Origin of the sequence: uncultured Shewanella sp. (assembly GCF_947501665.1) — a bacterium.
Taxonomy (GTDB): Bacteria; Pseudomonadota; Gammaproteobacteria; order Enterobacterales; family Shewanellaceae; genus Shewanella.
In genome coordinates this window covers 1-26,787 of sequence record NZ_CANMWS010000005.1, presented here as the reverse complement: position 1 = coordinate 26,787, position 26,787 = coordinate 1, and the positions used below count along the sequence as shown (strand labels likewise).

Below are 26,787 nucleotides of genomic sequence, written 5' to 3'. Positions count from 1 at the left end.
ACGATAAACGATGATTGGTTGGAGTGTTGGGTGCGGATTATAAAAAGTAATGATCATGGTATTTTACTTGTACCGTTTGATATAAAGGGTTGTCCGCATCTTGCGGTCACTATGATTTTAGGTTTTGATTTAGTTAATCCGAGTCAGTCGGTTAGTGAACAGAAATTGTGGCAGTGGATAAATGACAGTCTACAAGGACAAGTGTTTGATAGCGGAATGCCTAAGCTTAATGCTGAATGGTTAGTGTCAGGTCATGCTTATTCTGGGAATGCACCTCGCCAGCAAGTTAGAGTATCGGTTTCATTGGCTGGGAAGGAGAAGACTTTAGATGTTTATGGTGAGCGCCATTGGATGTCAGTCAAAGATAAATTAGTGCCTTCGAAGCCCAAGCTTTTTTCGAAAATGCCATTGAGGTGGGAAGTGACTTGGGGGGGGGAGGCCGTTTTAGAAAATACCCTCGGTGTGAGTCAAATATTGGAAAATGCGCCACTGCCAAATATTGTTTATGCCAATGAAGAAGTGGCGGAAAATTTATCTTTGAAGAAGATGACTCCAGTTTCCTTTTTACCACTAGCCATTGAGCACCCAGTCAGGAAAGCCTGCTTAGGGACGTATGATGATGTGTGGTTTAGAGAGCAGTGGCCACATTTTCCTAATGATTTTAATTGGCTGTTTTTCAATCAGTCCCCGCAAGATCAATGGCACAGTGCATATTTTCAAGGGGGAGAATTTTACAGTTTAATTAATTTACACCCTGAACATGAATCAATTACGGGTCATTTACCTTATTATCAGCCTCGAGCCTTTATTCGACAGCAAGTTAATCATAAAGTCCATCAATATCCAAATAATGAAGCAGAGCAAGTGTCTTCTGACATCGAATATAAAGTCAGCGAGGTGCTATTACGTAATGATACGGTATGGTTTTTTCCTGATAATCAATTGGGTATTCGTCTTTTTCGTGGCAGTATTCCCATTGTTGATGAAGAAGCATTGGATGTGAGTGATGTGTTATTAGTGACAGAGGAAGTGGATAGTCAACCAAAAACAATTGAGCATTATGCGCAATACATTCGTACTTATCAAATTAGCAAAGAGTATGAGCCGGAAAGTGTGACAATGGCAAAAGAGCAAATGCAACTCATGCTATCTGAACTTGCTCAAGCTAAGAAAAACTTGTCAGATTTACCCCGTTATTTTGAATTTAAGCAGGCGCAATTAACAGATAATATTCCATCACCGAGTATGACTCCAAGTACGTTATTTCAGTCTGTACCTGCCAAATTGGATGGTAATATTGTTAAGCTTGAAAAATTGAAAGGAACTTTGTCAAGTTTACCCGTGCCTAAATCCGCTTTCACGGAAATAGAAAATAGTATTAATAAAATCAAAGCGTCAAAAACGCAATTTAGTGAATTCGAGCAGTCTTATAAAGCGGTTAATCAGCAGATAATTAAACAAGCGAGAGCCATACCAATCCCTCCAATTCCAATGTCAGAGTCGCCTGATATTAAAAAGCAGTATGCTGAAGGGCTGAAAAAAGTTGAAATGGCGATAAATACATTAGAGTCAAATTCCAGTAAACAGCCTTGGCATGATAAAGCCAGTCAAATCATTGGGCTTGCCCAGCTTAATTTAACGAATTATATCCCCATACTTAAAGGTTATGGTTTTAGACAAGTTGCGATAAAAAAACACATGCTGGTTTATATTAATGAGCCGCAGTTTTTTTCTGGTAAAGAGTGGGGACTGGATGATATCAAAGATATATGTATTCCCAAAGGCTGGTTACTTGCTGAATACTCAAATGGATTATTTACCGCTTTACATAGTAGAGAACAATTATTTGATTCGACGAATAATATTATTATTGAAGGCAGTGAGCCAGAGTTATGGTATTCAGAGCTTGTTGTGGGCCAACCCGTTTTACTGTGTCAGGACAAAGTGATTGCTTGGTTATTGGAGCAAGATTTACAGCCTTATGCCAATATTATTGAGCTGTCTTCACCAACAGATAATTTGTCAGATGAAGCTAAAGAAGCAGTCAAAGCAGCCAGTCAAGTGTTTATCTTTACTCAAGGGGTAGAGAACACAGAGGAATGGGAAGTGGTTTTTCCTAAAGGGGAATGGCTCAGTTTACAAAATGATTTAGTTATTCAAAATGCTTATAAAGAAGGCATAGATCTTGTCGATTGGTTTTTACCTTATTTAAAGCAGAATGACAAAACGATAGCTTTGAACAGTCTGACCGCAAGTCAAAAAGCGAAACGACAAGCAAAATCGTATTTACCAGCGATTAATGTTGAAAACATGGTCAATGAACAATATCAATCCAGTTTATCTAATATGGGAATAAAGCCAGGGCAAACGATAGCACAAGCTATGGCTGATAAATTTGCTGAAAGTAAAGAAAAAGTGCTAAGTGATTTTGCTAGCCCCAGTGCGAAAAAAACGTTGCAAGAAAAAGTTCAATTGAGCTTGTCTCACTCAAAACCTATGCCTTTAAGTGAAGCCATGAAACAAGCATCGAGTAAGTTGGATGATGTGGTGCAATCCAGTCGTCGTCATATTGATGATCCGGTAACGTTAGAGAATATCAAGAAAGGGGGGGGCCAACTCCAATCTGGTATGGGGGAGTTAATGGATTTTGTTAAGCAGTCGGAAGCTAAAATGGACGCGGCAAATATGTCCCCAGAGAATGCTGTATTGCCATTAAGTCCGTTGACCCGTGAAGACGTTATTCAGTATAAGATGGTAAATAAGGATATGATTGAGAAAGACTTATCAGGGCTTGATTTATCAGGGTTAGATTTATCTGGCGTTGATTTTTCTAAATCGATAATGTCTGATACCGATTTATCAGAAACCATTTTAACGGATGCAAAGTTTAACCACATTATTGGTGATGGACTGATCCTCAATGATGCGCAAGCTCAAGGTGCGTCTTTTGACAAGGCGATGTTAGTGGATGCCAGTTTTAAACATGCTGATTTATCCAAGACTCAATTTGTTAGTGCTATGGCAACGGGGGCGAATTTTACTGGTAGTGTAATGATGCAAGCTAGGTTACATCAAATATCGGCTATTGGGGCAGATTTTTCAGACTGCTGTTTTAATGGTAGTGATTTATCAAAAGGGATTTTTCTCAATGCGATATTTGAGAATGCGCAATTAAAGGATATTGATGGCACTAAAATGAAAGCATTTCAAGCATCGGCTCGAAAGAGCCAGTGGCAAGGGGCTAGGTTAACAAAAGCCCTTTTTTGGGAGGCTGAATTGGATATGGCAAATTTCTCTTCTATTCATGCTGAGAATGCTCGTTTTGCTAAAGCAAAATTAAATTATGCTGATTTTAATGGGGCTTATTTGATGAAATCAAACTTTTCAGAAGCTGAATTATATCAAGCTAATTTAAGTGAAAGCGATTTAAGATCTGCTTGTTTTAATCAAGTATTAGCAAGAGAAGCTAATTTTGAAGCGGTAAATTTAAAAAAGACTCAATGCATAAGGAGTGATTTTACTTTAGTGAATTTTAATGGCAGTGATGCTATGGAGGCTAACTTTATGCGTTCGCTGTTAACGTCTGCTCAATTAGAATATGTAAATTTATATAATGCCGATCTTTATAAAGTGACTCTGGGTAATAATTCAATGACAGGAAGTAATTTTAAAAGGACATTACTTGCACAGAAAGAGGCTTACATTGATGAATAAATTTGAGTTTGTTGAAGCATTAAAAACGACTTTTTCGTTTGAAAAGGAAGTGATAAAAGATATCTCTTTATCTGATATCCCATTAAATCAGATATTTTTTAATCAATGCCAATTTATTAATGTTGATTTTTCTCATGCGCAATTGAAGCGTCTTCGATTTGTTCATTGCCAATTTACTCAGGTTTCTTTATGTAAAGCAGATTTGAATATGGTGGAGTTTAATCAATGCCAATTGCAAGAAGTGGACTTACATGCTTCTGTTTTAGAACAAACTGTATTTTCTGAATGTGAATTAGATGCCCTTGATTTTTCTCAATCTAAACAAAATATGGTTACTTTTAAAGAAACGACTTATCAACAGGTTAATTTTCATAAGGCCAATTTATTTATGTTGATTATGATGAAGTCTCGATTGGATGGAGTGAACTTTGTTGGTGCTAAATTTTATAAATTCGTCGCCAATGAGGTTGAGGTTATCGATTGTGTATTTGATCATGCCGTTATAGAGAAAAGTTCACTTTCTAACACTGTGTTAAAAGGCAATTCATTTAAGGCTGTTAATTTTTATGCGATACAACTCAATAGCTGTGATTTACAACAGATTGATTTCAGTTATTGCCGAATAGAAACTTGTTATTTTATTGATAGTCAATTACAGGGAGCCTCTTTAATCGGCGCGCAAGCGTCTTATAGCGTTTTTAAAGGGGCTGATTTGAGTGAAGCTGATTTGAGTCAATCGACATTATTAGGCTGTAGTTTTGAAGGAGCAAGTATAAGAAATGCGCAGTTTGCTAAAGCTGAACTTTCTCAGTCAAATTGGCAAGGTGCAACAGTGGTTGGCAGTGATTTTAGTCGAGTAAAAGCTCAATATGCCGACTTTTCTCATGCCGATCTTTCAAATTGTTCTTTTTATCATGCTGATATATTTTCTTCTAAATTTCATTTAACGATAGAGGATAATATTAATTGGAGAGAGACTAATCGTCATAGCTGTAGTGGAACGGATGCAGAACTTCAACAAGCGCAAACATGGAAAATAAGGAAAATAAAAAATAACAAGAAACGGGACTATCTGGCTTGATATAGAATATGTTGATACTATTTTGTAGGAGATGAAAGGATAAAGTGATATTAGGTTTTTTGTTTTTATAAAATGCTTATTGATTCAGTCAGTCGTTTATTCATTGGGTCGGTCAAGCATAATACACTCAATATTTAAACATAAGTTACTAATATGTTTAAATATTGAGTGCGTTATGCTTGATTGTTGTTGTTTTATTTTTGTTTTTTTCCGACTTTAATTATATTACTATTCTTTTATTTACATTGCCTTGTCGACTATTCCTGAATAACAACCTTTGATTAATATTTATTTAATCAGTCATTTTTTCATTTTCCTCTTACTTTATCCGTGCTATCAAGTAACGATATTTTTTATTTGTCTTTAATCGAGGGAGATAATGTATGTCGACTTGGGATAAGGAATACGATGATGATGGAGATGCACTTTTTAATGATCCCAGCAAGGGGGCAAACAGTCAGAAAAAGTTGAACTTTATTGGTGGTTATAAAATATTAGCTGAGAATAAATATTCATTAGTGATGGGAGCAAGTAATTCTATTACGCTTGGGCAATGGTCTAGTCTAAAAGCGGGAGCGACATTCTCGGGCACGTTGGGAGCAGCTTTTTCATCATTTACGGGGATTAAAACTGATTTGAAGCTAGCACATTGCGATTTTACTATCGATAAAAAGGAATTTGTCACTGCCGAAATGAAAGCCGCAGCGGAGAAAGCCACGCTCGCAGCTAATCGATTAGATTTAATCTCTGAAGGAGTTGCAATTGCAAATAATAAATTATTAGGTGTGTCGACAGCACTGACTTTGCATGGTCAACAAATACAAACGGCTGCTACTAATATTACTGCGAATACCAATTCACTTAATGCTGAAACCAATAGGATCAATACGATAGTGAATCAAGTCGGGGCGATTGGTACGCAACTTAATAATGTTGATGCCGAACTAAGCAATGTGAGTACTAAAGTTGAAGCAGCAGGTGTTATTTTGGCTGATCATGAGGCTTCAATAAGATCCGCTGGTGCTGAAATAGTCGATGCTGAAATATCTATTTTTGGTTAAATTGTCGCTATATAGCACTCTTTGCAAGGTACTCTGTATGATATCGACACGTCTAGTACTGGTTGATAGTCCTGTGGTGATGCAGATAGAAGGTGATGGAACATTGCGGAGTATGGCCTTTTTAGCATGATGTGAAATAATGCTTTATTTATTTTAAATAAAAATAGTGCTTATCAGTTTATTAGTAGACATATTTTAGTTGTTTTATCATTATTATTAAATGGCACTATTTTGTAAATCATTATCCCTCAAGTCTAAGAGAGGGATGGCATGTTCTTATTTGGTTTACCCTAGAAGCATGGTGCCGACGTCTCGAATAATAATATCAGATTCTGACATATCAGCATCATGAAATGACATCATAATGCCGGCACGCCTGACTTTAGAGTCAATGTCTTCAATATCGGAGTCTATGGTTTCAACTCTATTAGCAATACTGGTTAATTTTACTTTTGTATCGATTATTTGATTTCCATTACTCTGTATGGATGTTTGATTTAGATCAATTTTTTGCTTATTGGTTGTAATGTTTTGATCATGTAAATCGACGGTACTAACAACGGCTTTTAATTGATCTTTTGCTGTTAATAATTTATTGGCTAAAATTGATATATCTTGCTCAAGTAGCTTTTTTTTCTCTGCTGCTGCAAGAGACTGTGAGGTACCTACTTTCCATTTACTTAACTCATATGCTTTGGTTCCTAGTTTAATATCTAGGGTGGGGCCGGTTGAAAACCCTATTTTTCCTCCAGCAAAAAAGCTTGTGTATAAGCCAACCTGAGTAGAGTTAGTTGCTCCCAAAGTGATACTTGTTTTCATGCCTACTGTGAGAGAATATGAAAATGTTGATACAACCTTTAGGCCTTTGTTGGTTATCGCATAATCGGCATTAGCAGAGTTTCCGCTTCGAGATGCACTGTAACGTTTTTTATTGGGCATTTTATTGATCCTACAACAAAGGTTAATCGATTAAGTTTTTTAATTAGATGTTGATTTTATTTGTTCGTTAGAATTTAGTGTCTAAGCTCTTTTTATAAGTGTAAAAGATTAATTAAAGTTAATTTAGTATATATTGAATAATAAAAGTCTGTACTAGACAAAAGTCTAAGAGTTGTTTTTTTGCTCTCATTAACGTCTAATTAGTCTTATACTGAAAGTTTTATGTATGTTTTGTTTTTAATACTTTAATAATAATATCTATGAAGTTATAAAGTAAAAATAATTATTAATTAATGTGATTTTATTTATTATTCATTTTTATTATGTAAATGATTTTAACTTTTTACTTTAATATATTGATTTTTATGTGTTCATGATTATGCGTATAGAGATGATTTATCATGGTTTTTTATTTATAGTGACTTTGTTGTCATTAAATAATTAAATGTATTAATGAGTTACTATCGAAATAAAATAGTATGTTTCGTTTTTTAAATTTTAAATTATCATTCTAGAATCGAATTAAATCACAATGTTGTTTTACTAATGTTAAATATTATGGTGTTTATGTTCTGTTATCTTTAAAATAATAGAAATGCAATTGTATTTGTTCGTCTTTAGTCTTATCTTGTGTTTATACTCAGTTAAATGGATCTGTCATGATCTAATTTGGACTGCTAAAAAGCAGTAAGAGATTGTTTTCTTTAAACGAGAAGGAGAAAGTAACGAATGTGATGAGTATTAGGGATGTCTTTTGTTAGTTAGGATAGCAACAGATTTTGCATTCAAATAAGGCTGAGCTGCACTTGCCGGACAATAACACAGTTTAAGGTGTGAAATTATAGGGTATGAGAATAATAAAGAGTAATGAACATGCCATCCTTCTTGTTCCTTTTGAGCTAAATGGCAAACCACACTTTTCGATCAGTATGATTTTAGGCTTCGATTTACTGAATTCAAGCCAACCTATTGGTGAACAGGCATTGTGGCCTATTATTACTGATAGCTTAAAGGGTGAAATATTTGATGCGGGTTTGCCTAAAGTACAAGCTGAATGGCTCATTTCTGGACAGGCTTTTAGTGGAGAAACACCCAGGAAGGTCGTCCGTATTTCAGCATTTCTAGCGGGTAAAGAGAAACAGCTTGATGTATATGGAGATAGACATTGGGTTCGTATAAAAGATAAATTAATACCGAGTGATGCTATCCCTTTTACTCAAAAACCTTTGACTTGGGAGGTCACATGGGGAGGGGAGACAATTGCCGAAAACCCTGTTGGTCAAGGATTGATGGTTGAAAATGCCCCTTTGGCCAATGTCTTTTATGCGGATAATAGAAAAGAGTCTTTATCGGGCCATCAGGCCCAGCACCCCGCTTCATTCTTGCCATTAGCGATTGATCATCCTATCCGTGCAGCTTGCATGGGGACTTATAATGAGACTTGGTTTAGGCAACAATGGCCTGCTTTTCCAAATGATTTCAACTGGCTTTTTTTTAATCAATCGTCACCCGATCAAAGAGTTGACTCTGATTTTGTTGGTGGAGAAGATTATCGATTAATTAACCTTCATCCTAAGCTAGAAACCATTTCTGGCACTTTACCTTTTCATCAGCCACGCGCTTTTATTCGTCATGAACTCGAAGCTAATCAATATGCGGTATCGGAAGTCAAATTACAAAGTGATACGGTTTGGTTTTTCCCTGATAAACAATTGGGCGTGATGATTTATAGAGGCGCTATTGCAGTAAAAGATGCTGAAGCGTTGGATGTAAAAGATGTGCTTTTGGTATCAGAAGAGTATCGTAGTGAACCCAAGTCATTAGCTTATTATTCTGATTATATTGTCAATTATAAACTATCGAAGGCCATGGAGCCCGAAAGTGTTAAAGCGGCGAAAGAAAAATTTGCTGAAGCAAAAATTTTACTAAGAGATGGAAAGAAGACATTAAAAGATACGCCGAGTTATATTGACTTTAAAGTGGCACAATCAAAAGGGGAGATCCCGACGCCTAAGACATCATTAGCTAGCTTAATGACCCAAACGCCAAAACGTTTAGATGCCAGCATGCAGCAATTAATTGAAATGAAAGCAAAGCTTGCCACTATGCCTGTTTCTCCAGATGCGATTGCCAGTATTGATAGGGGGATCACTAAATTTGCCTCAATGAAGTATCAAATGCCAGCTATGGAAGCCAAGGTTAAGGATGTGCAAAGTGAAGCTGTTAAAGGGTTAAAATCCATAAAGTTGCCAGAGGCAACGACGCCTGAATCAGCCATCAAGTTATCGAAAGCTAAGCAAGATATTGCGGCGGGTATCGCAAAAATTGAGTCTCCTCTTGCAGAAAATCCTTGGCATGATGAAGCAAGTCAATTAGTTGCATTAGCCATTGACAGTATGAAGCCTAAAGCAAAAGTATTAACTTCTGCGGGTTTGCGCATGTTAAATAGTCAAAAGTTAATGTTGGGATATTTGGAGTCACCAGTTTTATTTCGCAGTGAGCAATGGGGGCTTGAACCGGGTAAAGTATTCACTGTGCCTGCGGGCTGGTTGATCCCTGAATACCAAGAGGGTGAGTTTAGTGCATTGCAAAGCAGACCCAATTTATTTAGTACAAATGACCATGTTTGGGTTGAAGGCAGTCAGCCTCAGGGTTGGCACAGCGAAATTGTTCCCGGTAATCCCGTTATTCTTTGTCAAGACCGATCTGTTGGGTGGTTATTAGCGCAAGATTTGCACATGATGGCAAATATCATTGAAATGCCCAGTGTCGATGACACCTTATCTGATGAGGCTCAGGCGGCTATTGATGAATGTCACGTGTTGTTTTTATATAAAGAAGGCATTGAGGACACGGTACCTTGGATAGATGCTTTCCCTAATGTGACTGTTATTGCTCTTAAAGATGATATCTTAATGCAAGATGCTTATCGACAATCAATTGATTTACTTAGTTGGTTTAGTGAGTTATTGCCGATAGATGATAAAATGTCAGCATTAATTGAGACAACAAACAAACAGCAGGCGAAACCAGCGCTGCCAAAAGTGGACATTAAAGCACTTTATGCCTTTCAAAAAGATAAATTATCAGCTGAGATGGGACTCACTCCAGGAATGACACCAGAACAAATGGTGTTATCTCAATTTGAAAAGGCAAAATCTCACTTTGAAAATGTGCCAAATGCTGCGACTCGAGAAAAAGTACTTAATGCGCTAAGCAATGTTAAAGCACCTGCTCCGAGTGGCTTGTCTCTTGCCGCTGAAGTGAAAAAGATGGGCAGTGATGCACAAAAAGCAATTGCAACAGGTAGCCAAAAAATTACCGATAAAGCGGCACTGGATAAATTAAAAGCGGCAGGGGAGACCTTCACTGATGTCACGAATAGATTATCAGCTTTAGCCGAAGAAGCAGAACCTAAATTAGCAGCATTAAAACAGCAGAAAACGGAAAATACACGCTTTGAAAAGCTCACTCGGGAACAAGTGATTGACTATCACAGCAAGGGCTGGTCACTGGTTGAAAAAGATTTATCGAATGTGGATCTATCCTTGCTAGATTTATCCGGTGCTGATTTTTCCCGTTCAATATTAAATGAAGCAAACTTTACTCAGTCAAATATCGCACAAAGTCGGTTTGATAACGTGATAGCAAGTAAATCTATTTTTGATAAAGTTAATGCGCGAGGAGCTTCATTTGAAAAAGCATTATTAGCTGAAAGTCAGTTTACTGAGGCGCAATTATCTCATTCAAATTTGAAAAAGGCCATGGTAAAACAAGCTAACTTTAGTGATGCATCTATTCAACATGCTGATTTAGAAAATATTATGGCAATAAAAGCGAACTTTTCATCCGCCATTCTTGATGATAGTATTTTGACTAAAGGTGCTTTTCTTAATGCTCAAATGGATAATGTGAGCGCGAAACGAGTCGATGCTGAGCGAGTTAAGTGCTATAAAATTTCAGCCTTAGAAAGTGATTGGCAAAGTGCCAAGTTGCCTTCTGCGCTTTTTTGGGCGGCTAAAATGGATGGTTCTAATTTCTCGAGTGCTGCGATGGTCAATGCTCGTTTTGGTACTGCGTCATTAGTCAAAGTGAATATGAAAGCGTGTGATTTGAGCCAAGCTAATTTAGCTGATGTCAATTTATCTCAAGCTGTATTATCAGGTAGTAATTTAACCCGTACTTTCATGGGAAATACCCAAGCAATACAAGCTGATTTTAATGGTGCAAACTTACAGAAAGCCATGTGTATGCGTAGTAACTTTACGGGCGCACAAATGAATGATGTGAATGCAATGCAAGCTAATTTTATGCGTTCGACATTAACCGCGGCGTCGTTAAATCGAAGTAATCTTTATAACAGTGATTTACGTAAAGTAGTGGTAGGAAGTACTCAAGTTAAAGATTGTAATTTCAAGGCAACGTTATTAGCCGATAAGCAGGAGTACTTGAATGAGCAAGATTGATCTTGTCGATACCTTACAACGTCAATGTCATCATCAAAATGCCAGTTTTGAAGGGCAGGATTGGTCAGGTATTACATTACAAAAAGTGATTTTCGTTGATTGTGATTTTACTCGGGCGAATCTATCTGGGTTAACATTGAGTCAATGTCGTTTTAAAAATTGCCAATTTATTCAGACTATTTGGTCTCAGAGTATATTAAAGGGGGTGATTTTTGATGAATGTCAGTTTATTAATGTTGATGCAGAGGAAATTCAATGTAAACAAGTGGCATTTACTGCTTGTGAAATGGAACGGGTCAACTTTAACGGAGCGGTTCATCATTTAAGTGTGTTTAAAGAGGGGACGGCTAAGCATATTGATTTTTGCGCGACCACTTTAAAAACATTGGCCATGACGGGAACAGCACTTTCAAACATTCATTTTATTGATACCAAGATTGAAAAATCTGCTTTTCAAAAAGTGACCTTAACGGACTCTATTTTTGTTCGAACTCAGTTTGAAAAATCATCAATATCGAACATTGATTTATCCACTAATCGTTTTGAAAAAGTTCACTTTTTTGCATTGCAATTAAATGAATGTGATTTGACTGAGGTAGACTTGGCTGATTGTACTTTAGCGCATTGTTATGTGAATCAAAGTCAATTAACCGGCGCGACATTAAGAGGTGTACAAGCCAGTTTTAGTGCATTTATGGGATCGGATTTATCCAAATCGGATTTGGAAAAGGCAGTGTGTCATGGTTGTTGTTTTGAGGGGGCTGATATGTCTCAAGTTAACTTGACGGGAGCTAATATATCACAGTCTATTTGGGCTTCAGCCGTGGCTTATCGAACGTGCTTTAAAAATGTGACGGCAGAATACGTGGATTTCGCCCATGCAAATTTAACGGAAGCTAATTTTAGCGGGGCAAATTTAATGGGAGCAAAGTTCCACCAAACGTTGACTAAAGATACTTATTGGGGCAATGCTAATAAATTAGGTGCGACTGGGACAGATCCGGATAGAGCTGAAGCAGAGCAATGGTCTAAAGGGGTGTAAAATGAATGCAATACCATTTGTTAAGAACAGTTTAAGTCATTTTGAGATGGAAACAGGTACCGTCGTTTCTTTGGATGACAGTACATCGACAGAGAAAAGTCATGTCACGGTATTAGTGGCGGGTAAGCCTTGTCTTGTTCAGCTGGCTGCTGGATGTTTATTGCAACCCAGTGTGGGTGATTTATGTCTTGTGGCAATTGATGAACAACATGAAGGTTGGCTGTTATCTATACTGGTACAGCAAGATCCACATCAAGCTCAGATTAGTCATCAAGGTGATTTATCATTGAATGTTGCTGGAAAGTTACAGTTGTCAGGAAGTGATGTCGCAACTCAAGCAACGCATAATATCAATATGCAAGCGGATGCGATAACCAGTAATAGTCAAACCTTAGCCGTTCAAAGTCAAGAAGCAAGCTTAGTGGCGAATAAAACCCATGTGATCAGTAAATTAATGAATGTTGTGGCGGATAAAGTTGATCATGTTGTTGAAATGTGGCTTTCCCGTTTAGGTGAGCGTTTTCAGGTTATTCGAGACCATGATGAGAAGCAAGCGGGCAGCAGTCGAGAGTTAGTGGAAGGTGAGTTGCAAGTACATGCTAACAATATTGTGAGCACTGCTGATGAGCAAATGGTACTTGATGCTGAAAAAATTCACTTAGGTTAAGCCTGTCATTGAATGAATAATATGTAGTAAGGAGATGATGATGTTTGCAAATACAACCTTAGGTGGCATGAATTTAGGTTTCCCCGATGTGTGTAATACGGTTGTTGGACCTGCCGTTACTCCAATTCCTTATCCTAATATATCAGAAGGAACCATGTGTAATCCTGCGACTGCAGCGATTAATGTGTTAATGGATGGTGCGCCAACCATTAATCAATCTTCGATGGTGACACTCAGTAATGGTGATAATGCAGGGGCGGTGGGGGGAGTAGCTTCGGGTATGATGATGGGACCAACAACTTATATAATGGGGAGTGTAGGCGTGATTGTGGGAGGGGTTCCTTGTCAAAGGTTAACCAGTACTACGGGGCAAAATGGCATGTCACCTAATTGTCCTGGTGTCACATTGGCCCCTTCTCAAGTGAAAGTTCTGGTGCTTAAATAACGGTATGTAAGGGATAAATTCATGAAAAAAACAGTTTGGATCAGTGCTTTTGATAAAGATGAAACAACGTCTAAGGCCATATTTACCGCATTGCATAAATATGGCTTGGATGTGAAAGGGCATTTTTGGCCTGAATATGATAAGAATAAAGGCTGGGAGCTACCCACTGAAGAACTGAAAAAAGCTGATGCTTGGGTGATTTTAATTGCTCCAGCGGCATTTGAAAATGAACATAATCGTTTTTCATTGAATTTGGCTTTAATGCAAATAAGACAGTTAAAGGGAGATACTTTTCCTGTGTTTATTTCAGGCATTGATCACTCTCTTGTTGCTGATAACTTGACTTACTTATCGGCGTGCGAATATACCAGTTCGGCTGTTTTAGGGGTGAAGTTATTAGCCGCTACGGCTAAGGTCTTACCTGTTATTGAAGCTGAGTATCGGCTGAATTGCCATGCTATCATGGGGGTGGGTACGTGGTTTGAAGTTGGCCCAGAGAGCCATGACTGGGAAGGCGCAATGATTGCGTTATCAGGAGCTGAAATTGATGCTCATGGTGTTGGTCCTTCCGGTAAACTACCACAAAAAGCAATCTTGTCTTATCCTTACAAAGGGATGAAACTTGAAGTAGACGGCATTGAATTTATTGGCTGGGGCGTAGAGAATACATTAGCGGCAGGAGAGAGCTATTATATTCGAATAAAAGGGATCCCAGAGTCAATTTTATTTGGTGAAAGCCCCATTAAGAATGAGAATGCAGAGTTGTATCGGTGTTATTTTTAGTCACTTTGCAGGACTCGTTGTAAAAATAATATGTTAAGGAACAGTATTATGTATCGATACCTCATTTTTTTTATCTCTGTATTATTGGTGGGGTGTGCGAGTGATCCTAAGCCTCAAACCGCCGGTACGCCAGCCTCAAGTCCAGATGCAATAAAATGGCAATGGCAACCTAAAGCGATAAAAATGAGTATCTCTGCAACCGATAAATTGAATTGGTATGATGGTCAAGCTCATAGCTTGATGTTATGCGTGTATCAGTTATCTGATAAGGCTAAATTCGTTGAGTATGCTTCGACAGCTAATGGCATTAATATTATGTTGGCATGTAACCGCTTTGATAACTCAGTGACACAAAGCGAACGTATATTCTTGCAGCCAGGTTCAAAATGGATTGGCAATTTTGATCGTTTCGATAAAACGAAATTTTTTGGCGTTGTTGCTGGATATGTTAATAAAGGAGCCCAAGTGACGGCTGTTTATGATGTGCCAGTGCAACAATCTGAGACTGGCATGTGGTGGTGGTCTAAAGATTGGTATACCCCTGAAGTTCTCTCTGTATCCTTGAGTTTTAATGAAGATACTTTACGTCAAAATGATGAAGTTAAAAAAAACAGTAAGTGAGGTCGCCATTTGAAAGTGAATAAACAAGTCTACTGGCATCAAGGTTTATTATTACAGCCACAACATTTCCAGCTGGAGTCTCAATTTCATCAGCAGAAAATGTCGAGAACCGCTCAGCTGCTTCATAATGATATGTGGGGAGTGCTATCTCTCGAAATACAATCAAACGCTCTATTGGATAAGCGTTTAGTCCTTACCAGTGGTGAAATTCTTTTTCAAGATGGCTCTTTGTGCAGTATCCCTGACAATGCTGAGGTGATTTCACGTTATTTTGATGATGAGTGGATAAAGACGGGGCAATCTTTCAATGTTTACATAGGCTTGAGGCAATGGGATAGTGAAAGAAGTAATGTGGTAGAAGTTGATGATTCAGCATTATCCCCCACGCTGGATACTCGTTTTATTGTGAATGAAACGCCTGAGACGATTCCTGATTTATATTCAAATGGTGTGGAGGGGCATTCACAACCATTAAAATATTTATTGAAGTTTTTCTGGGAAGATGAAATAGAGGCGGCGGGTGATTATATGCTCATGCCTGTGGCGGTATTAGAACAAGATGGTAATGAAATTCGGTTTCATAAATCTTTTATCCCTCCTGTTGTGAATGCGAAGTTATGGCCACGACTTGATCATTTATTGGAAGATGTGAGTGCTAAAGTTGTGTCAAGAGCGAGGCAGCTAGAGCGCTTTAAACAACCCAATACGTTAGGTCAGCAAAGTGCACAAGGCCAATATGAAATTTTATTGGCTATACGTTCTTTAAATCGTTGCGCTTGGTTAATCCAAAACGTGATTGAAACACCCGTTATTCATCCTCGAGATGTCTGGTCTGCCTTATGTGAAGTTGTGGCTGAAATGAGCAGTTTTATTGTGGATATTTCAGTGTCTGATGATGAGCTCAATCAACGTTGGCCTCATTATGAGCATACTAATCTTAATCATGTTTTTTCTGTCTTGGCTGAACAAATTGAGCGTTCGTTACAGGGCATTATGGTTGGGCCGGAGTATGTTTTATCTTTTACCGATCAAAAAGGGATATGGTCTCTTTCATTGCCCGATGCTTCCCTGAAAGAAGAATATCGTTATTGTATTCTTTTTACTGGTGTATCAGAAGAGCAGTTTAATGAACAGCTATCGCGTATGATCCGCTTGTCTTCTACGGGGTCATTGTCTTCATTATTAGCGCATGCTGTTTCTGGGATCCCGTTAAAGCTGCTAGAAGATAGACCAATGAGCTTACCGCAAAATGAGCAAGGCGTGTATTGTGAAATTGATGTTACCTCGCCTCTATGGGATGCGGTTCGAGAAGATAAAAAGTTAAGTATGTATTGGGTTAGTGATGCTGATTGCCAAGCAACACTTTACGTCACTCGAGGCTAATTATGGATATATTAAGTATCTATCAACCTTTTATGTCAGCGGTACTGTCTGTGCATAATGGTCAATATAGTATTCCTGAAAATGACATTGCTGAGTATTTAGATACTTATCGAGATAAAGCGGATAAAGAAGCTAAAAAGCTGTTTAGTCGCGATGATTTTTTTGATGATGCAAAATTTGCTATTTACACTTGGGCTGACGAAAAGTTACTTTTGTCTGAATGGTCAAAATCTCAGCCTTGGATCCCATTGCAGGCGCGTTTTTTTAATACCCATTGTGGTGGGGAAGAATTTTTTAGTCGTTTAGATAATATTCTTGAGCGTTTTCATGCAATGGATGACACTCCCGCTGATACTTTTTCTCGTCAAGCCATCAAGAATGCTTTGCATGTATATGCGCGTTGCTTAACGATGGGAGTGGAAGGTAAATATTTTGGAAGTGATAAAAAAGAACTGTTATCAATTAAGCAAAGGGTTATCGAAGCATTGGAGCCTAATACAGAAGGGGCATTATTTAATACACTTTCTCCCGTTGAGAAAAGCCCCCCTTTAATCCAGTGGCGTTGGCTAGACTTTTTTATGTTGATGTTAATTTTGAGCGCTGTTTTTGGTTCTGCACTTATCTTTATATTGTATCAAGTTCTGCTGTTTAACTTAGTTTAATATCAATAGGAGCAGAAAATCATGAGTTTTGCATCTTATATTTTTCAATATGTGATAAACCTGTATTTTATTAGTTCACAAACACGAGAGGGCATTTAATGAGGAAATTCTTATGGACCTTATTAAAGGTTCTCTTCATCATTATCTTGATTGTGGCGGTGTCAGGCGGTGTTTTCTACTTGGTCTCATTAAAAGAGTGGCCATGGTGGATAGGTGCAGCCATCCTGTCGGGTATCGCTGGCATTGTTGGCTTAATTTATTTAATACGTGTTTATGTTTTAAGGCATAGAGAACGGGCTTTTGTTAATCGCGTCGTTGAATACGATAATAGTTTAATTGAATCTGCCAAAGAAGAGAACAGATTAAGGCAATTACAACTGCAAGAACGTTGGCTGGAAGGGGTTAATACGTTAAGAGAGTCACGGTTAAAAAATTTAGGTAACCCTCTGTATGTACTGCCTTGGTTCGTGGTGTTCGGTGAAACCGATTCTGGAAAGTCCAGCGCGATTTATCGTTCTGGATTAACGTCAATTTTATCTGGGGTTGGACCCGTTCACGGTGCAAGACATACCCAAAATTGTGATTGGTGGTTTTTTGAAGAGGCTATCATTATCGATACAGCGGGTCGCTATGCCGTGCCGCTCACGGAGAAATCAGATGATGAGGAGTGGTCGGAGTTTTTAGCATTACTGCTCAAGTATCGTAAAAAAGAGCCTTTAAATGGTTTAGTGATCACATTACCCGTTGAAAAATTACTTGATAATAATGAACAAGCATTGCGAGATTACGGGCGCCATATTGGTGGCCGTATCAATCGAGTGATGCGTATTATGGGTGCTCGTATTCCGATTTATTTGATGGTCACTAAAGCGGATATGATTTATGGCTTTTGTGATTTTGCGGATCAATTATCCCCAGATAATCTCAAACAAGCCTTTGGATATACGGCAGATAATACCGATGATATTACGGGTTTTGTTGACAAAGCACTCGCTGATATTATCAACAAAGTTGATAACCATTTATTAGTCTTGGATGATATAAAAGGCGGAGAGCGTTTTTTACTGTCTTCTGAATTATTAGCACTGAAGTCTTCATTAAATACGTTTATCAATAGCGCATTTAGTAGCGGAAAATATCATGAAGCTGTGTTATTAAAAGGCCTGTATTTTTCCAGTGCAGTACAACCAGGTGAAGAGCAAAGTCAGTTTATTGGTGAGTTACTGCCTGAAACTGAAGGAGGGGAAATTCAAGATGAGAATAAAGGCAGTGGGTTATTCTTATATGATTTCTTTTCAAGTGTTTTACCGACTCATCGTAATGTGTTTAAGCCCATTAAAGAGTTTTTAAGGTGGAAAACCATTAGTGCCAATATCGCCTTGGTGACTTTTTTATTGCTGACATTTTGTTTCGTGGCGATTGCCAGTTTAAACTTTTCAAAAGATCATGAACTGATGGCAAAACTGCAGACGCAGGTGCAAGCCAGTAAAACACCTAAAACGGTTATTTTAGATGATATTTTAGCCTTGGGGACCTTACGTAGTACTATTACTGATGTGGAAGAGGCTTATAATCGTTGGCCTATTCCTCAATTTGGCTTAGATTGGGCTTTGAAACGTTCTATTACAGAGTCTAAAGCGTTTTTAGTGAAACGTTTTGCTGACACTGTCTTGCCTTCTACAGATGAAATTTTATATTCACACTTAAAACACGTAGAGACAGAGGAGTCAACTCCCATTGTGGGCGATACCATAGTGCATTTAGCATGGCGGTTGAAAGAAATTGAAGAAAAGTTGAATCAAATTCCTCATCAAAAAGAAGGGTTAGGTTACCAAGAGTGGATGACGTTGGATAAGCGTTTACTCGGTATTGAAATCTCTTACCAGGCTACTTTTGCGTTGTTATATGATGCGTATATAGATTGGCAGACCGATACAGAGACATTGCAATATTTGGCATCAACGACACGCAGTGCATTGAGTGATGTGGTGTTGAACCGCAAAGATTGGCATTGGATTACCACTTGGGCGGGATCATCGAATAATTCCGTGCCAGTCAAAGCAGCTGATTTTTGGTCTCAGACATTTAAGTCTAATAGTACGTTATCGGGTGCATACACGAAAGATGGCTATAACGCGATTCAAAAGCTTATTGCGATATTAAAGACCACGAGCAATGATAAAACAGTTGCTGTGCAAATTAATCGTTTTTGGAATTTATATGGTGCGGAATATGTACAGCAGTGGCAACGTTTCTCTCGACAATTTAATGTCTCAACGAAAGCATTAACACTTGAAGATAAACGGTTAATTATGCAGCGTATGGCCGGCAAAGATAATCCTTATATGTTGATGCAGAAAAAAATGCTTGAAGAGCTGCAGGCCATACAACCCATTTATACTGTTAATCTTGACGATTTAACCTTATCTCAAGCAATCATAAAAGATTATTGGGAGAAAAAGGAGAATGAGTCTAAAGATATCAAAAAAGGGGTGAATGCCATTATTGGGGCTGTGAGTAATATTTCTGATCCGGTTTATTTCAAGAAAGTGAATGATGGCATTCTTGCTTATCAGCAATTTCAAAAGGGATTGTCAGAGATAGTGCCGGATGTGAGTACTATTAATGCTTCATTTAATAGCGCATCAACCATTTTGTCTAATAGTGATCCTAAGTCTCCGATTACGCAAACTATGATAGCAGCGGATAGTTTAGATCAAATTTTAGAGGATAGAGATACGCAGTTTGATGCCGGTGACATCTATAGAAACAGTGTGCAGTTTGTTTTATCTGCAGAAATGGAATTAGCCGCCTGTGCCTTACAAAACTATTGGGAAAGTGATGTTTATGGCGCTTTAAAGTACATTCCAGCAGATGAACAAGAGTCACGTTTGTTTACCAAAGGCGGATTGCTTTCGAAGTTTATTGACGGTCCAGCAAAAGGCTTTGTTGAACGTAGGGCAGATGGTTGGCACCCGAAATCATTTCAGGGTCTATCGATTCCCTTCAAAAAGGATTTCTTTCAATTTGTTGAAAGAGGGGCTTATTTGGAGCAGAAGGTGAAGAGTGCTTATAACGTCACGATTGCCAATGTGCCTATGAGCATCAATGGGAGTGCAGCATTAAAACCCAAGTCCGTGTCATTAAAACTGCAATGTGCTTCAGGTGAAATATCATTGGATAACTACAACTTTCCAGCGAGTCAATTGTTTAAGTGGGAGCCATCAAATTGTGGTGCAACAACATTAGATGTGAGGTTTGATGGACTTAATATCACGAAAACGTATTCGGGATCGCTAGGTTTTCAGAAGTTTTTGACTGATTTTAGAACAGGGCAGAAAACCTTTAAACCGTCAGATTTTCCTTCACACGAGAAGGAATTGACCCAAATGGGAATGAAGTGGCTAACGTTAAGCTATAAAATTAATGGCGGCGTACCGATTATCGCACTGGCAAAAAGTAATAGTTTAAGTGTGCCATTGACTATTGCAGAGTGTTCAGTGGATTCAGTGAGGTAACTATGAGAGTAACTTACGAACGTATGGTGTCATTGGTACTATTTGGGGTGTGGTTTTTTGTGGTGTTCAGCACTGTTTTTATTACTATTTATGGTTCTGGTTATCGGTTAAATACTATACCCATTAAGTCGGCTATCGAGTCTCAATTTGGTATGGGGGCGGAGTTTAGAAGTTTTGTGGCAGAAAAGTATGATGCCTTAAAATCACAATTTTTTATCACACCTTCTGAAAAACAGTCCCTATCAGTGACAGAGTTGCAAACTGAGCCGCTTCGCACTAATCAAGTTTCTGAGGAAACAGTCCCTGTACAGGCTGTGTCTTCTACGGCTGATAAGGTGGCTCAGCAAGTGGTTGAGACACCACAAGTCGTCAATAAGGGACTTGAAAGCAATGACAATCAAGCGGTTAACAGTGACACATATCAAGTGACGCCGCAAAAAGTGGGGGCTTATGTCACGGGAGTCAATTATAAAGCATTGAGTCAAGGTGATACGGTTGAATTTCTCTTATCCCAGAAACAGGTTAAATGGACAGGCTTTTTTGTGAATAAGAAAAAAGCTTGGGTATTAGATATTCAAGGTAATTGGGGGATTGATACGAATAATATTTGGCGTTTCGATACAGGAACGGTAGAAAAAGTTGTTTTAGTCCAGTATGACGGATTTGTGCGTTGTGTATTATGGTTAAGAGAGGCGGATACGAGAAGTGCGCCTCAAATCTCTCATAGTGGTAATACATTGAGTGTCAGTTTTAGCCGTTAACCTATGAGGTTGGATGCTCACTGATTTTTAAGTCAGTGAGCGAGTTATCATTGAATAAGGGATGAAGGGTAGCATTTTCACTCAGGTTTAACTGGGTTTTTTAATGAATATCTTGATAGGTGAGAAATATCGTGATTAATAAATATTACCAACAGCAATTATCTTACTTACATGAATTAGGAAAAGAATTTTCACTTAAACATCCAGCATTAGCCCCTATGCTAGCTGGACAATATGCAGATCCTGATGTGGAGCGTCTACTTGAAGGGAGTGCTTTTTTATCGGGATTAGTTCAAGAAAGGTTAGATGATGACTTTCCTGAGGTTATCCATGGTTTAACTCAGCTTATTTTCCCCCATTACTTACGTCCTCTACCCTCTGCGACGATTATGCGTTTTAATACTAAACGAGGTGTGACTGACACGGTTACGGTTAAATCGGGTACGGAGTTAGCGGCGAAGGAAATCGACGGTGTGAGTTGTTTATTTACAACGACGGACGAAGTCACCTTACATCCTTTACATGTCAGCAGTGTGAATAAAGAAGGCAATAAACTGTCCATTAATATTGAGACGAATGAGGGCAGTTTAGCCGATTTAGATATTGCGTCATTACGGTTCCATATTGCGGGTTCCTATAATTTGGCGGTGAATAAATTTTCAGTTATAAACAGTAAAGTGCGAGCGCTATCCTTAAGAGCAGGAGGGGAAAAACAGACCCTTAATGTGAAAGACAATTTGAAATTATTCCCTGATTTTGAAGATGCGGCTTTGTTACCTTATCCTAAGAATTCTTTTCCTGCTTTTCGCTCTTTACAAGAGTATTTTTTGCTACCGCAAAAATTTCTTTTTTTCGATGTATTAGGGTTAGATTGGTTGAAACGCTTTGATGGCGTTCGTGGTTTTACGATAGAATTGATGTTAAAAAGTGATGTAGAAGATATCTCCTTTTCAACGAATGATCTTTTGCTATTTTGTGTGCCTGCTATTAATTTATTTAACCATGATGCTAATAGTATTTTACTGGATCATAAGCGTTTAGAGTATAAAGTCACGCCGAGTACTCGTGGTCATGATGGCTATCAGGTTTATGCTGTTGATAAAGTGGTTGGTTTTGTTCAGGGCAGTGTTAAAGAGCGTGTTTATCAGCCTTTTACTATGTTTAACCCCCAAGCAGAGCTGGTACCTGTTTATTCATTGAGACGACGTAAAGCACGACTTCATTTTGGATCGGAAGTATTCTTGTCTGTTGCTTACCCTGTGTCTGAGGAAAAAATCAACCGAGAAATGTTATCTGTAAAAGTGACATGCTCTAATGCTTCATTACCGGAAAAATTACAATTTGGTGATATTTGTTTGCCAACAGAGTCATCACCAGCCTTGGTCGAGTTTACCAATATCTTAACCCCAACGGCGCCCATTGAAAGCCCACTGGGTAAGAATACGCTCTGGCGTTTGCTATCACATTTGTATTTAAATCAATTGACGTTAGCCGATGCTGAAAATTTAACAGCATTATTGAAATTGTATGTGTTTATTGATACTGCCGATCGAGCGAAAGTGTTAGCCAATACGAAGCGAACAGAGTCGATAAAAGAAGTGTGGATAGAGCCTGTTAATCGCCTTTATAAAGGCGTTATGATTCGAGGTTCTGATGTGAAAATAAAACTCGATCCTGATGGCTTTCCTTGTATTGGTGATATGTATTTATTTGGCGCAGTACTCAATCAGATATTTTCTGCTTATTCCAGTATCAATAGCTTTACTCAGGTGAGTGTTGAAAACCAACATAATAAAGAGCAGTTTAAATGGAGACCACAAAGTGGTTTAAGGCGAATTATTTAAATGGAAGTCTTATAACGAGTTGAATGTCGTTATGGCTATTGGCTTATTTATAATTGTTCCATAATGGGTTACAGTCAGTGCGAGGATAGAAAAGGACATGAATAACAAGAAGATTGTATAAAGGACGATAAATAAGGAGGGTGTGATGTCAACAGAGCTTAAAATAGCCATCGGAACGGTCGTGATTATTGCGATTATTTTTTCATTATTTTTTACGGCGATGTTTTAATCGTATTTTTATCTTTAAGTTCGTTGTCATTAAGCCGTGAGTACGGCTTAATGACTGTTTTAGCTTATTCTTCGGGATAGATTTTATCCTTAAACTCGCAGAGATCTTCAATAATACAGCTGCCGCAGCGGGGTTTACGGGCGATGCAGGTATAACGACCATGCAAAATCAACCAATGATGCACATCGACTTTAAACTCAGCAGGGACGACTTTTAGTAATTTATTTTCGACTTCAACGACATTTTTACCAATGGCAAATTTTGTTCGGTTCGAAACACGGTCGATGTGGGTATCAACTGCAATGGTTGGCCAACCAAAAGCGGTATTGAGTACCACATTGGCCGTTTTACGGCCGACCCCCGGAAGGGCTTCTAATGCTTCTCTATTTTCTGGGACTTCACCGTCATATAACTCAATCAGCATGCCACAGGCTTTGATTACATTGATGGCTTTATTGTTATATAAGCCAATGGTTTTTATGTATTCTTTTAATCCGTCGACGCCTAAGGCATAAATACTTGCAGCGGTATTGGCAACTGGAAACAATTTATCAGTGGCTTTATTGACACTGACATCCGTGGCTTGCGCGGAGAGGGTAACTGCGACCAATAACTCAAAAGGGCTTGAGAAATTCAGCTCCGTTTCTGGATGCGGGTTGTTGGCTCTTAGCCGCTCTAATATTTGTCTGCGCTTTTCTTTATTCATGATATATTAACTGACTTTTGTGATCCGTGCGCGTGTAGGGGCATCAGGAGAGGTGACTGGATGGCGTTTAGCCCATTGTGTGTCAATAACATTTTTTAAGGCAATCAATAGTCCCATACCAATGAACGCGCCGGGCGGCAACATGGCCAGTAAAAAGTTGGTGTCAACGTGCCATAGTTGGATAGTCAGGCCTTTGGCCCAAGGTCCTAAGAGTTGATCGGCGCCAGAAAAAAGGGTGCCTTGACTTAGTATTTCCCGTAGTGCACCTAAAACGGCCAAGACTAAAGTAAAGCCAAGCCCCATCATCAAGCCATCAAAAGCGGCTTTAAAGACGTTATTGCGAGATGCGAAGGCCTCTGCTCGCCCGATGATGACGCAGTTCGTCACAATGAGTGGCAGGAAGATCCCTAGGGATAAATAGAGGCCATAGGCATAGGCATTAATGAGTAGTTGCACTGTGGTCACTAATGCGGCAATGATCATGACAAAAACGGGAATACGGATTTCTTTGGGGACAAAGTCGCGCACCAAGGAGACTAAAATATTTGAGCCCATGAGGACTAATAATGTGGCGAGCCCTAAGCCAAGTGCATTGGTGAGGGTGGCGGTCACTGCAAGCAGTGGGCATAAGCCAAGCAGTTGTACCAGTCCGGGGTTATTTTTCCATAATCCTTGCCAAGCAATATTTTTGTATTCACTCATTATATTGTCTCACAATTAGCGGTTTGTTTTAGTAGCGTTGATTTATGCAGATTAAAATAGTTCACTGTATTTTTAACCGCTTTGACATAGGCTCGAGGGGTAATGGTTGCGCCTGTAAATTGGTCAATACTACCGCCATCTTTTTTCACTTGCCATTGACTTGCCGTATCTGGGGTAAGAAACATGCCTTTGAAACTATTGACCCAGTCAGACTTTCTTATTTCAATTTTATCACCCAGTCCAGGGGTTTCTTGTTGGGCTAATGTGCGTACCCCTAACACTTCACCTTGTGCACTGATCCCAACAATAATACGAATATTACCGTTGTAGCCATCAGGCGCAATGGTTTCCATTGCAATGGCGGTAGGTATGTCATCTTTTGTTGCGATATAGGCAGGCATCGAATTGATTGTGCCGAGTGCAGCAGGTGCGGTAATACGAATACAATGTTCAGTGATACGGTTATCGTGTAACTGAGTTGGAATGATCTGTTGTAAGATCCGGCCCAATTCTTGTGTTTCTTGCTGTTTAATTTGATCCGCGGTTAAATGATTGACGACAGCAACCAATGCAGTACAAATTAAGGCAAAAATGCCTAAGATTAATCCGTTTCTTATCATGGATTTCTTCACAATGATATTCTCTTATTCATTTGTTTTATTAATGACTTGTACGATGGCCATAGGCTCTGGGTTTGACATAATAATCAATAAAAGGCGCACAGAGATTGGCTAATAGCACTGCGAAAGCAAAGGCGTCTGGATAACCGCCAAAGGTGCGGATCACGTAGACGAGCACACCGATAAGCGCACCAAAGATAAGTCGTCCTCGTACACTGGTCGCAGCGGTAACTGGATCGGTGGCAATAAAGAAGGCCGATAGCATAGTAGCACCGCTGAATAAATGGACTAATGGACCTAAATGCAAATCAGGGCTTAATAAAAAACCAATACTGCTGAGAATGAACAGTGCGCCGAGCACGCCAACGCTGATCTGCCAGCGAATAAGTTTGAGTTTTAACATGGCTAATCCCCCGACAAGATAAGCCAAATTTATCCAGAGCCAGCCAACAGGGAACCCATCAGAAAAAATGGGATTCTGTAAGCTTTCATGTAATGTCAGTCCACTGGATAAGCCGGTCTTAACGGTATCGAGTGGTGTGGCCATTGACATACCGTCGATGCCTAATTGATAGGCATCGATATTGCTTTGTGGCATAGCAGTGAAGATAAACTGGATGCTTTGCAGTAAGTCCACGGGATTGAGTGCAATGTTGCTCGGTGTGACCCAAGTGGTCATTTGGACTGGAAAAGCGATGAGTAACATGACATAAGCGGCCATGGCAGGGTTAAAAATATTTTGTCCTAGCCCACCATACAGGTGTTTTACTATTCCGATCGCAAAGCAAGTCCCAATGACAATCACCCACCAAGGGGCCAAAGGCGGAATCGAGATCGCTAATAGCAATGCAGTTAACATGGCACTATTGTCATTGAGAGTGGTGCTTATAGGGCGCTTTCGACAATATAAAATGGCGGCTTCACATAGAAGTGCGACAACAATAGCCAAAATAATTTGTATTAAGGTGCCGAAACCAAAAAAATAACATTGAACAGTGACACCTGGTAGGGCGCATAATAATACTCGCTGCATAACCGTATGGGTTTGATTGTGTTGAGTCAGATGAGGTGACGAGGCTATTTTAAACGCCATCGGTTAGTCCTTATTCTCTTGTTGAGCTTGTGCTTTTTTTGCCTTGGTTTTTGCAACCGCGGCAGCGATTTTGGCTTTTTTATCAGACGCGGGATCTGAGGCTACATTTGAGATAAATTGAGCCGGTATCTCTTCACGCTCAGTGATGGTGTTCTCTATCGGTTGTTTTATGACTGTTGCTTGTGCTTTTTTGGCTTTTGCCTTAGCAACGGCAGCAGCGATTTTGGCTTTTTTATCAGACGCGGGATCTGAGGCTACATTTGAGATAAATTGAGCCGGTGTCTCTTCACGCTCAGTGATGGTGTTCTCTATCGGTTTTTTTATGTCAGTTGCTTGTGCTTTTTTGGCTTTTGCCTTAGCAACGGCAGCAGCAATTTTGGCTTTTTTATCAGACGCGGGATCTGAGGCTACATTTGAGATAAATTGAGCCGGTGTCTCTTCACGCTCAGT

19 protein-coding genes and 1 pseudogene are annotated in these 26,787 nt (G+C 39.0%); 14 read left to right on the top strand and 6 right to left on the bottom strand.

The genetic code is table 11. The annotated features are described in order from the left end of the window. Positions 1 to 30: 30 nt before the first annotated feature. The 3 genes from Q0976_RS04730 (at position 31) to Q0976_RS04720 (ending at position 5,856) form a co-directional block, all read left to right on the top strand. Positions 31 to 3,714, top strand: coding sequence for a DUF2169 domain-containing protein (locus tag Q0976_RS04730; protein WP_299491543.1), 3,684 nt, complete (start codon positions 31 to 33; stop codon positions 3,712 to 3,714). Next, positions 3,707 to 4,795: a pentapeptide repeat-containing protein gene (locus Q0976_RS04725; RefSeq protein WP_299491540.1), complete on the top strand. Its 1,089-nt coding sequence runs from the start codon at positions 3,707 to 3,709 to the stop codon at positions 4,793 to 4,795. Before Q0976_RS04730 ends, Q0976_RS04725 begins: the two co-directional genes overlap by 8 nt. Positions 4,796 to 5,178: 383 nt before the next feature. Then, positions 5,179 to 5,856, top strand: a complete 678-nt coding sequence (locus Q0976_RS04720) for a hypothetical protein (RefSeq protein ID WP_299491538.1) — start codon at positions 5,179 to 5,181, stop codon at positions 5,854 to 5,856. A gap of 285 nt (positions 5,857 to 6,141) precedes the next feature. On the opposite strand, the gene Q0976_RS04715 is transcribed toward Q0976_RS04720, so the two are convergent. Further along, on the bottom strand, positions 6,142 to 6,795 hold the full coding sequence (locus Q0976_RS04715) for a hypothetical protein (protein ID WP_299491535.1): 654 nt from the start codon (positions 6,793 to 6,795) through the stop codon (positions 6,142 to 6,144). An 848-nt stretch (positions 6,796 to 7,643) separates the two neighbouring features. Between Q0976_RS04715 and Q0976_RS04710 the strand changes: the two genes are divergently transcribed. The 11 genes from Q0976_RS04710 to tssF all read left to right on the top strand — a co-directional run bounded on the left by Q0976_RS04710 (position 7,644) and on the right by tssF (position 22,987). Next, a complete protein-coding gene (locus Q0976_RS04710) occupies positions 7,644 to 11,261 on the top strand; it encodes a DUF2169 domain-containing protein (RefSeq protein WP_299491533.1) in 3,618 nt (1,205 codons plus the stop codon). After that, on the top strand, positions 11,248 to 12,303 hold the full coding sequence (locus tag Q0976_RS04705) for a pentapeptide repeat-containing protein (protein ID WP_299491531.1): 1,056 nt from the start codon (positions 11,248 to 11,250) through the stop codon (positions 12,301 to 12,303). Before Q0976_RS04710 ends, Q0976_RS04705 begins: the two co-directional genes overlap by 14 nt. Position 12,304: 1 nt before the next feature. After that, entirely contained in the window at positions 12,305 to 12,970 is a 666-nt protein-coding gene (locus Q0976_RS04700) for a DUF3540 domain-containing protein (RefSeq protein ID WP_299491529.1), read from the top strand. A gap of 40 nt (positions 12,971 to 13,010) precedes the next feature. Continuing rightward, the gene (locus Q0976_RS04695) at positions 13,011 to 13,415 is read left to right on the top strand and encodes a DUF4150 domain-containing protein (RefSeq protein WP_299491527.1); all 405 of its coding nucleotides are present in this window, start codon (positions 13,011 to 13,013) and stop codon (positions 13,413 to 13,415) included. A 21-nt stretch (positions 13,416 to 13,436) separates the two neighbouring features. Further along, positions 13,437 to 14,198, top strand: a complete 762-nt coding sequence (locus Q0976_RS04690) for a hypothetical protein (protein ID WP_299491525.1) — start codon at positions 13,437 to 13,439, stop codon at positions 14,196 to 14,198. Positions 14,199 to 14,246: 48 nt separating this feature from the next. Beyond that, positions 14,247 to 14,819, top strand: coding sequence for a type VI secretion system lipoprotein TssJ (gene tssJ / locus Q0976_RS04685; protein ID WP_299491522.1), 573 nt, complete (start codon positions 14,247 to 14,249; stop codon positions 14,817 to 14,819). 15 nt (positions 14,820 to 14,834) lie between these two features. Continuing rightward, positions 14,835 to 16,202, top strand: coding sequence for a type VI secretion system baseplate subunit TssK (gene tssK, locus Q0976_RS04680; RefSeq protein WP_299491872.1), 1,368 nt, complete (start codon positions 14,835 to 14,837; stop codon positions 16,200 to 16,202). A gap of 2 nt (positions 16,203 to 16,204) precedes the next feature. Further along, positions 16,205 to 16,864: a DotU family type IV/VI secretion system protein gene (locus Q0976_RS04675; RefSeq protein ID WP_299491519.1), complete on the top strand. Its 660-nt coding sequence runs from the start codon at positions 16,205 to 16,207 to the stop codon at positions 16,862 to 16,864. A gap of 98 nt (positions 16,865 to 16,962) precedes the next feature. Continuing rightward, complete coding sequence (locus Q0976_RS04670; protein WP_299491516.1) at positions 16,963 to 20,382, top strand: type VI secretion protein IcmF/TssM N-terminal domain-containing protein; 3,420 nt, start codon at positions 16,963 to 16,965, stop codon at positions 20,380 to 20,382. Positions 20,383 to 20,384: 2 nt separating this feature from the next. Next, a complete protein-coding gene (locus tag Q0976_RS04665) occupies positions 20,385 to 21,143 on the top strand; it encodes an AMIN domain-containing protein (protein ID WP_299491515.1) in 759 nt (252 codons plus the stop codon). A gap of 131 nt (positions 21,144 to 21,274) precedes the next feature. Next, on the top strand, positions 21,275 to 22,987 hold the full coding sequence (tssF, locus tag Q0976_RS04660) for a type VI secretion system baseplate subunit TssF (protein ID WP_299491512.1): 1,713 nt from the start codon (positions 21,275 to 21,277) through the stop codon (positions 22,985 to 22,987). 293 nt (positions 22,988 to 23,280) lie between these two features. On the opposite strand, the gene nth is transcribed toward tssF, so the two are convergent. The 5 genes and pseudogenes from nth to Q0976_RS04635 form a co-directional block, all read right to left on the bottom strand. After that, positions 23,281 to 23,922, bottom strand: coding sequence for an endonuclease III (nth, locus tag Q0976_RS04655; RefSeq protein WP_299491510.1), 642 nt, complete (start codon positions 23,920 to 23,922; stop codon positions 23,281 to 23,283). 6 nt (positions 23,923 to 23,928) lie between these two features. After that, the gene (locus Q0976_RS04650; RefSeq protein WP_299491508.1) at positions 23,929 to 24,624 is read right to left on the bottom strand and encodes an electron transport complex subunit E; all 696 of its coding nucleotides are present in this window, start codon (positions 24,622 to 24,624) and stop codon (positions 23,929 to 23,931) included. After that, positions 24,624 to 25,244 carry an electron transport complex subunit RsxG gene (gene rsxG, locus Q0976_RS04645; RefSeq protein ID WP_299491870.1) on the bottom strand — a complete coding sequence of 207 codons (621 nt, stop codon included), beginning with the start codon at positions 25,242 to 25,244 and terminating at the stop codon, positions 24,624 to 24,626. Before rsxG ends, Q0976_RS04650 begins: the two co-directional genes overlap by 1 nt. 40 nt (positions 25,245 to 25,284) lie before the next feature. Then, positions 25,285 to 26,337, bottom strand: a complete 1,053-nt coding sequence (rsxD, locus tag Q0976_RS04640) for an electron transport complex subunit RsxD (RefSeq protein WP_299491506.1) — start codon at positions 26,335 to 26,337, stop codon at positions 25,285 to 25,287. Positions 26,338 to 26,340: 3 nt separating this feature from the next. Next, positions 26,341 to 26,787: pseudogene (locus tag Q0976_RS04635) on the bottom strand (electron transport complex subunit RsxC); the annotation flags it as partial.

Excerpts from the sequence above, each read along its gene's own strand:
- Q0976_RS04725 (WP_299491540.1), top strand. The coding sequence starts at position 3,707 with ATGAATAAATTTGAGTTTGTTGAAGCATTAAAAACGACTTTTTCGTTT.
- Q0976_RS04720 (WP_299491538.1), top strand. The coding sequence starts at position 5,179 with ATGTCGACTTGGGATAAGGAATACGATGATGATGGAGATGCACTTTTT.
- Q0976_RS04715 (WP_299491535.1), bottom strand. The coding sequence starts at position 6,795 with ATGCCCAATAAAAAACGTTACAGTGCATCTCGAAGCGGAAACTCTGCT.
- Q0976_RS04710 (WP_299491533.1), top strand. The coding sequence starts at position 7,644 with ATGAGAATAATAAAGAGTAATGAACATGCCATCCTTCTTGTTCCTTTT.
- Q0976_RS04705 (WP_299491531.1), top strand. The coding sequence starts at position 11,248 with ATGAGCAAGATTGATCTTGTCGATACCTTACAACGTCAATGTCATCAT.
- Q0976_RS04700 (WP_299491529.1), top strand. The coding sequence starts at position 12,305 with ATGAATGCAATACCATTTGTTAAGAACAGTTTAAGTCATTTTGAGATG.
- Q0976_RS04695 (WP_299491527.1), top strand. The coding sequence starts at position 13,011 with ATGTTTGCAAATACAACCTTAGGTGGCATGAATTTAGGTTTCCCCGAT.
- Q0976_RS04690 (WP_299491525.1), top strand. The coding sequence starts at position 13,437 with ATGAAAAAAACAGTTTGGATCAGTGCTTTTGATAAAGATGAAACAACG.
- tssJ (WP_299491522.1), top strand. The coding sequence starts at position 14,247 with ATGTATCGATACCTCATTTTTTTTATCTCTGTATTATTGGTGGGGTGT.
- Q0976_RS04675 (WP_299491519.1), top strand. The coding sequence starts at position 16,205 with ATGGATATATTAAGTATCTATCAACCTTTTATGTCAGCGGTACTGTCT.
- Q0976_RS04670 (WP_299491516.1), top strand. The coding sequence starts at position 16,963 with ATGAGGAAATTCTTATGGACCTTATTAAAGGTTCTCTTCATCATTATC.
- Q0976_RS04665 (WP_299491515.1), top strand. The coding sequence starts at position 20,385 with ATGAGAGTAACTTACGAACGTATGGTGTCATTGGTACTATTTGGGGTG.
- nth (WP_299491510.1), bottom strand. The coding sequence starts at position 23,922 with ATGAATAAAGAAAAGCGCAGACAAATATTAGAGCGGCTAAGAGCCAAC.
- Q0976_RS04650 (WP_299491508.1), bottom strand. The coding sequence starts at position 24,624 with ATGAGTGAATACAAAAATATTGCTTGGCAAGGATTATGGAAAAATAAC.
- rsxG (WP_299491870.1), bottom strand. The coding sequence starts at position 25,244 with ATGATAAGAAACGGATTAATCTTAGGCATTTTTGCCTTAATTTGTACT.
- rsxD (WP_299491506.1), bottom strand. The coding sequence starts at position 26,337 with ATGGCGTTTAAAATAGCCTCGTCACCTCATCTGACTCAACACAATCAA.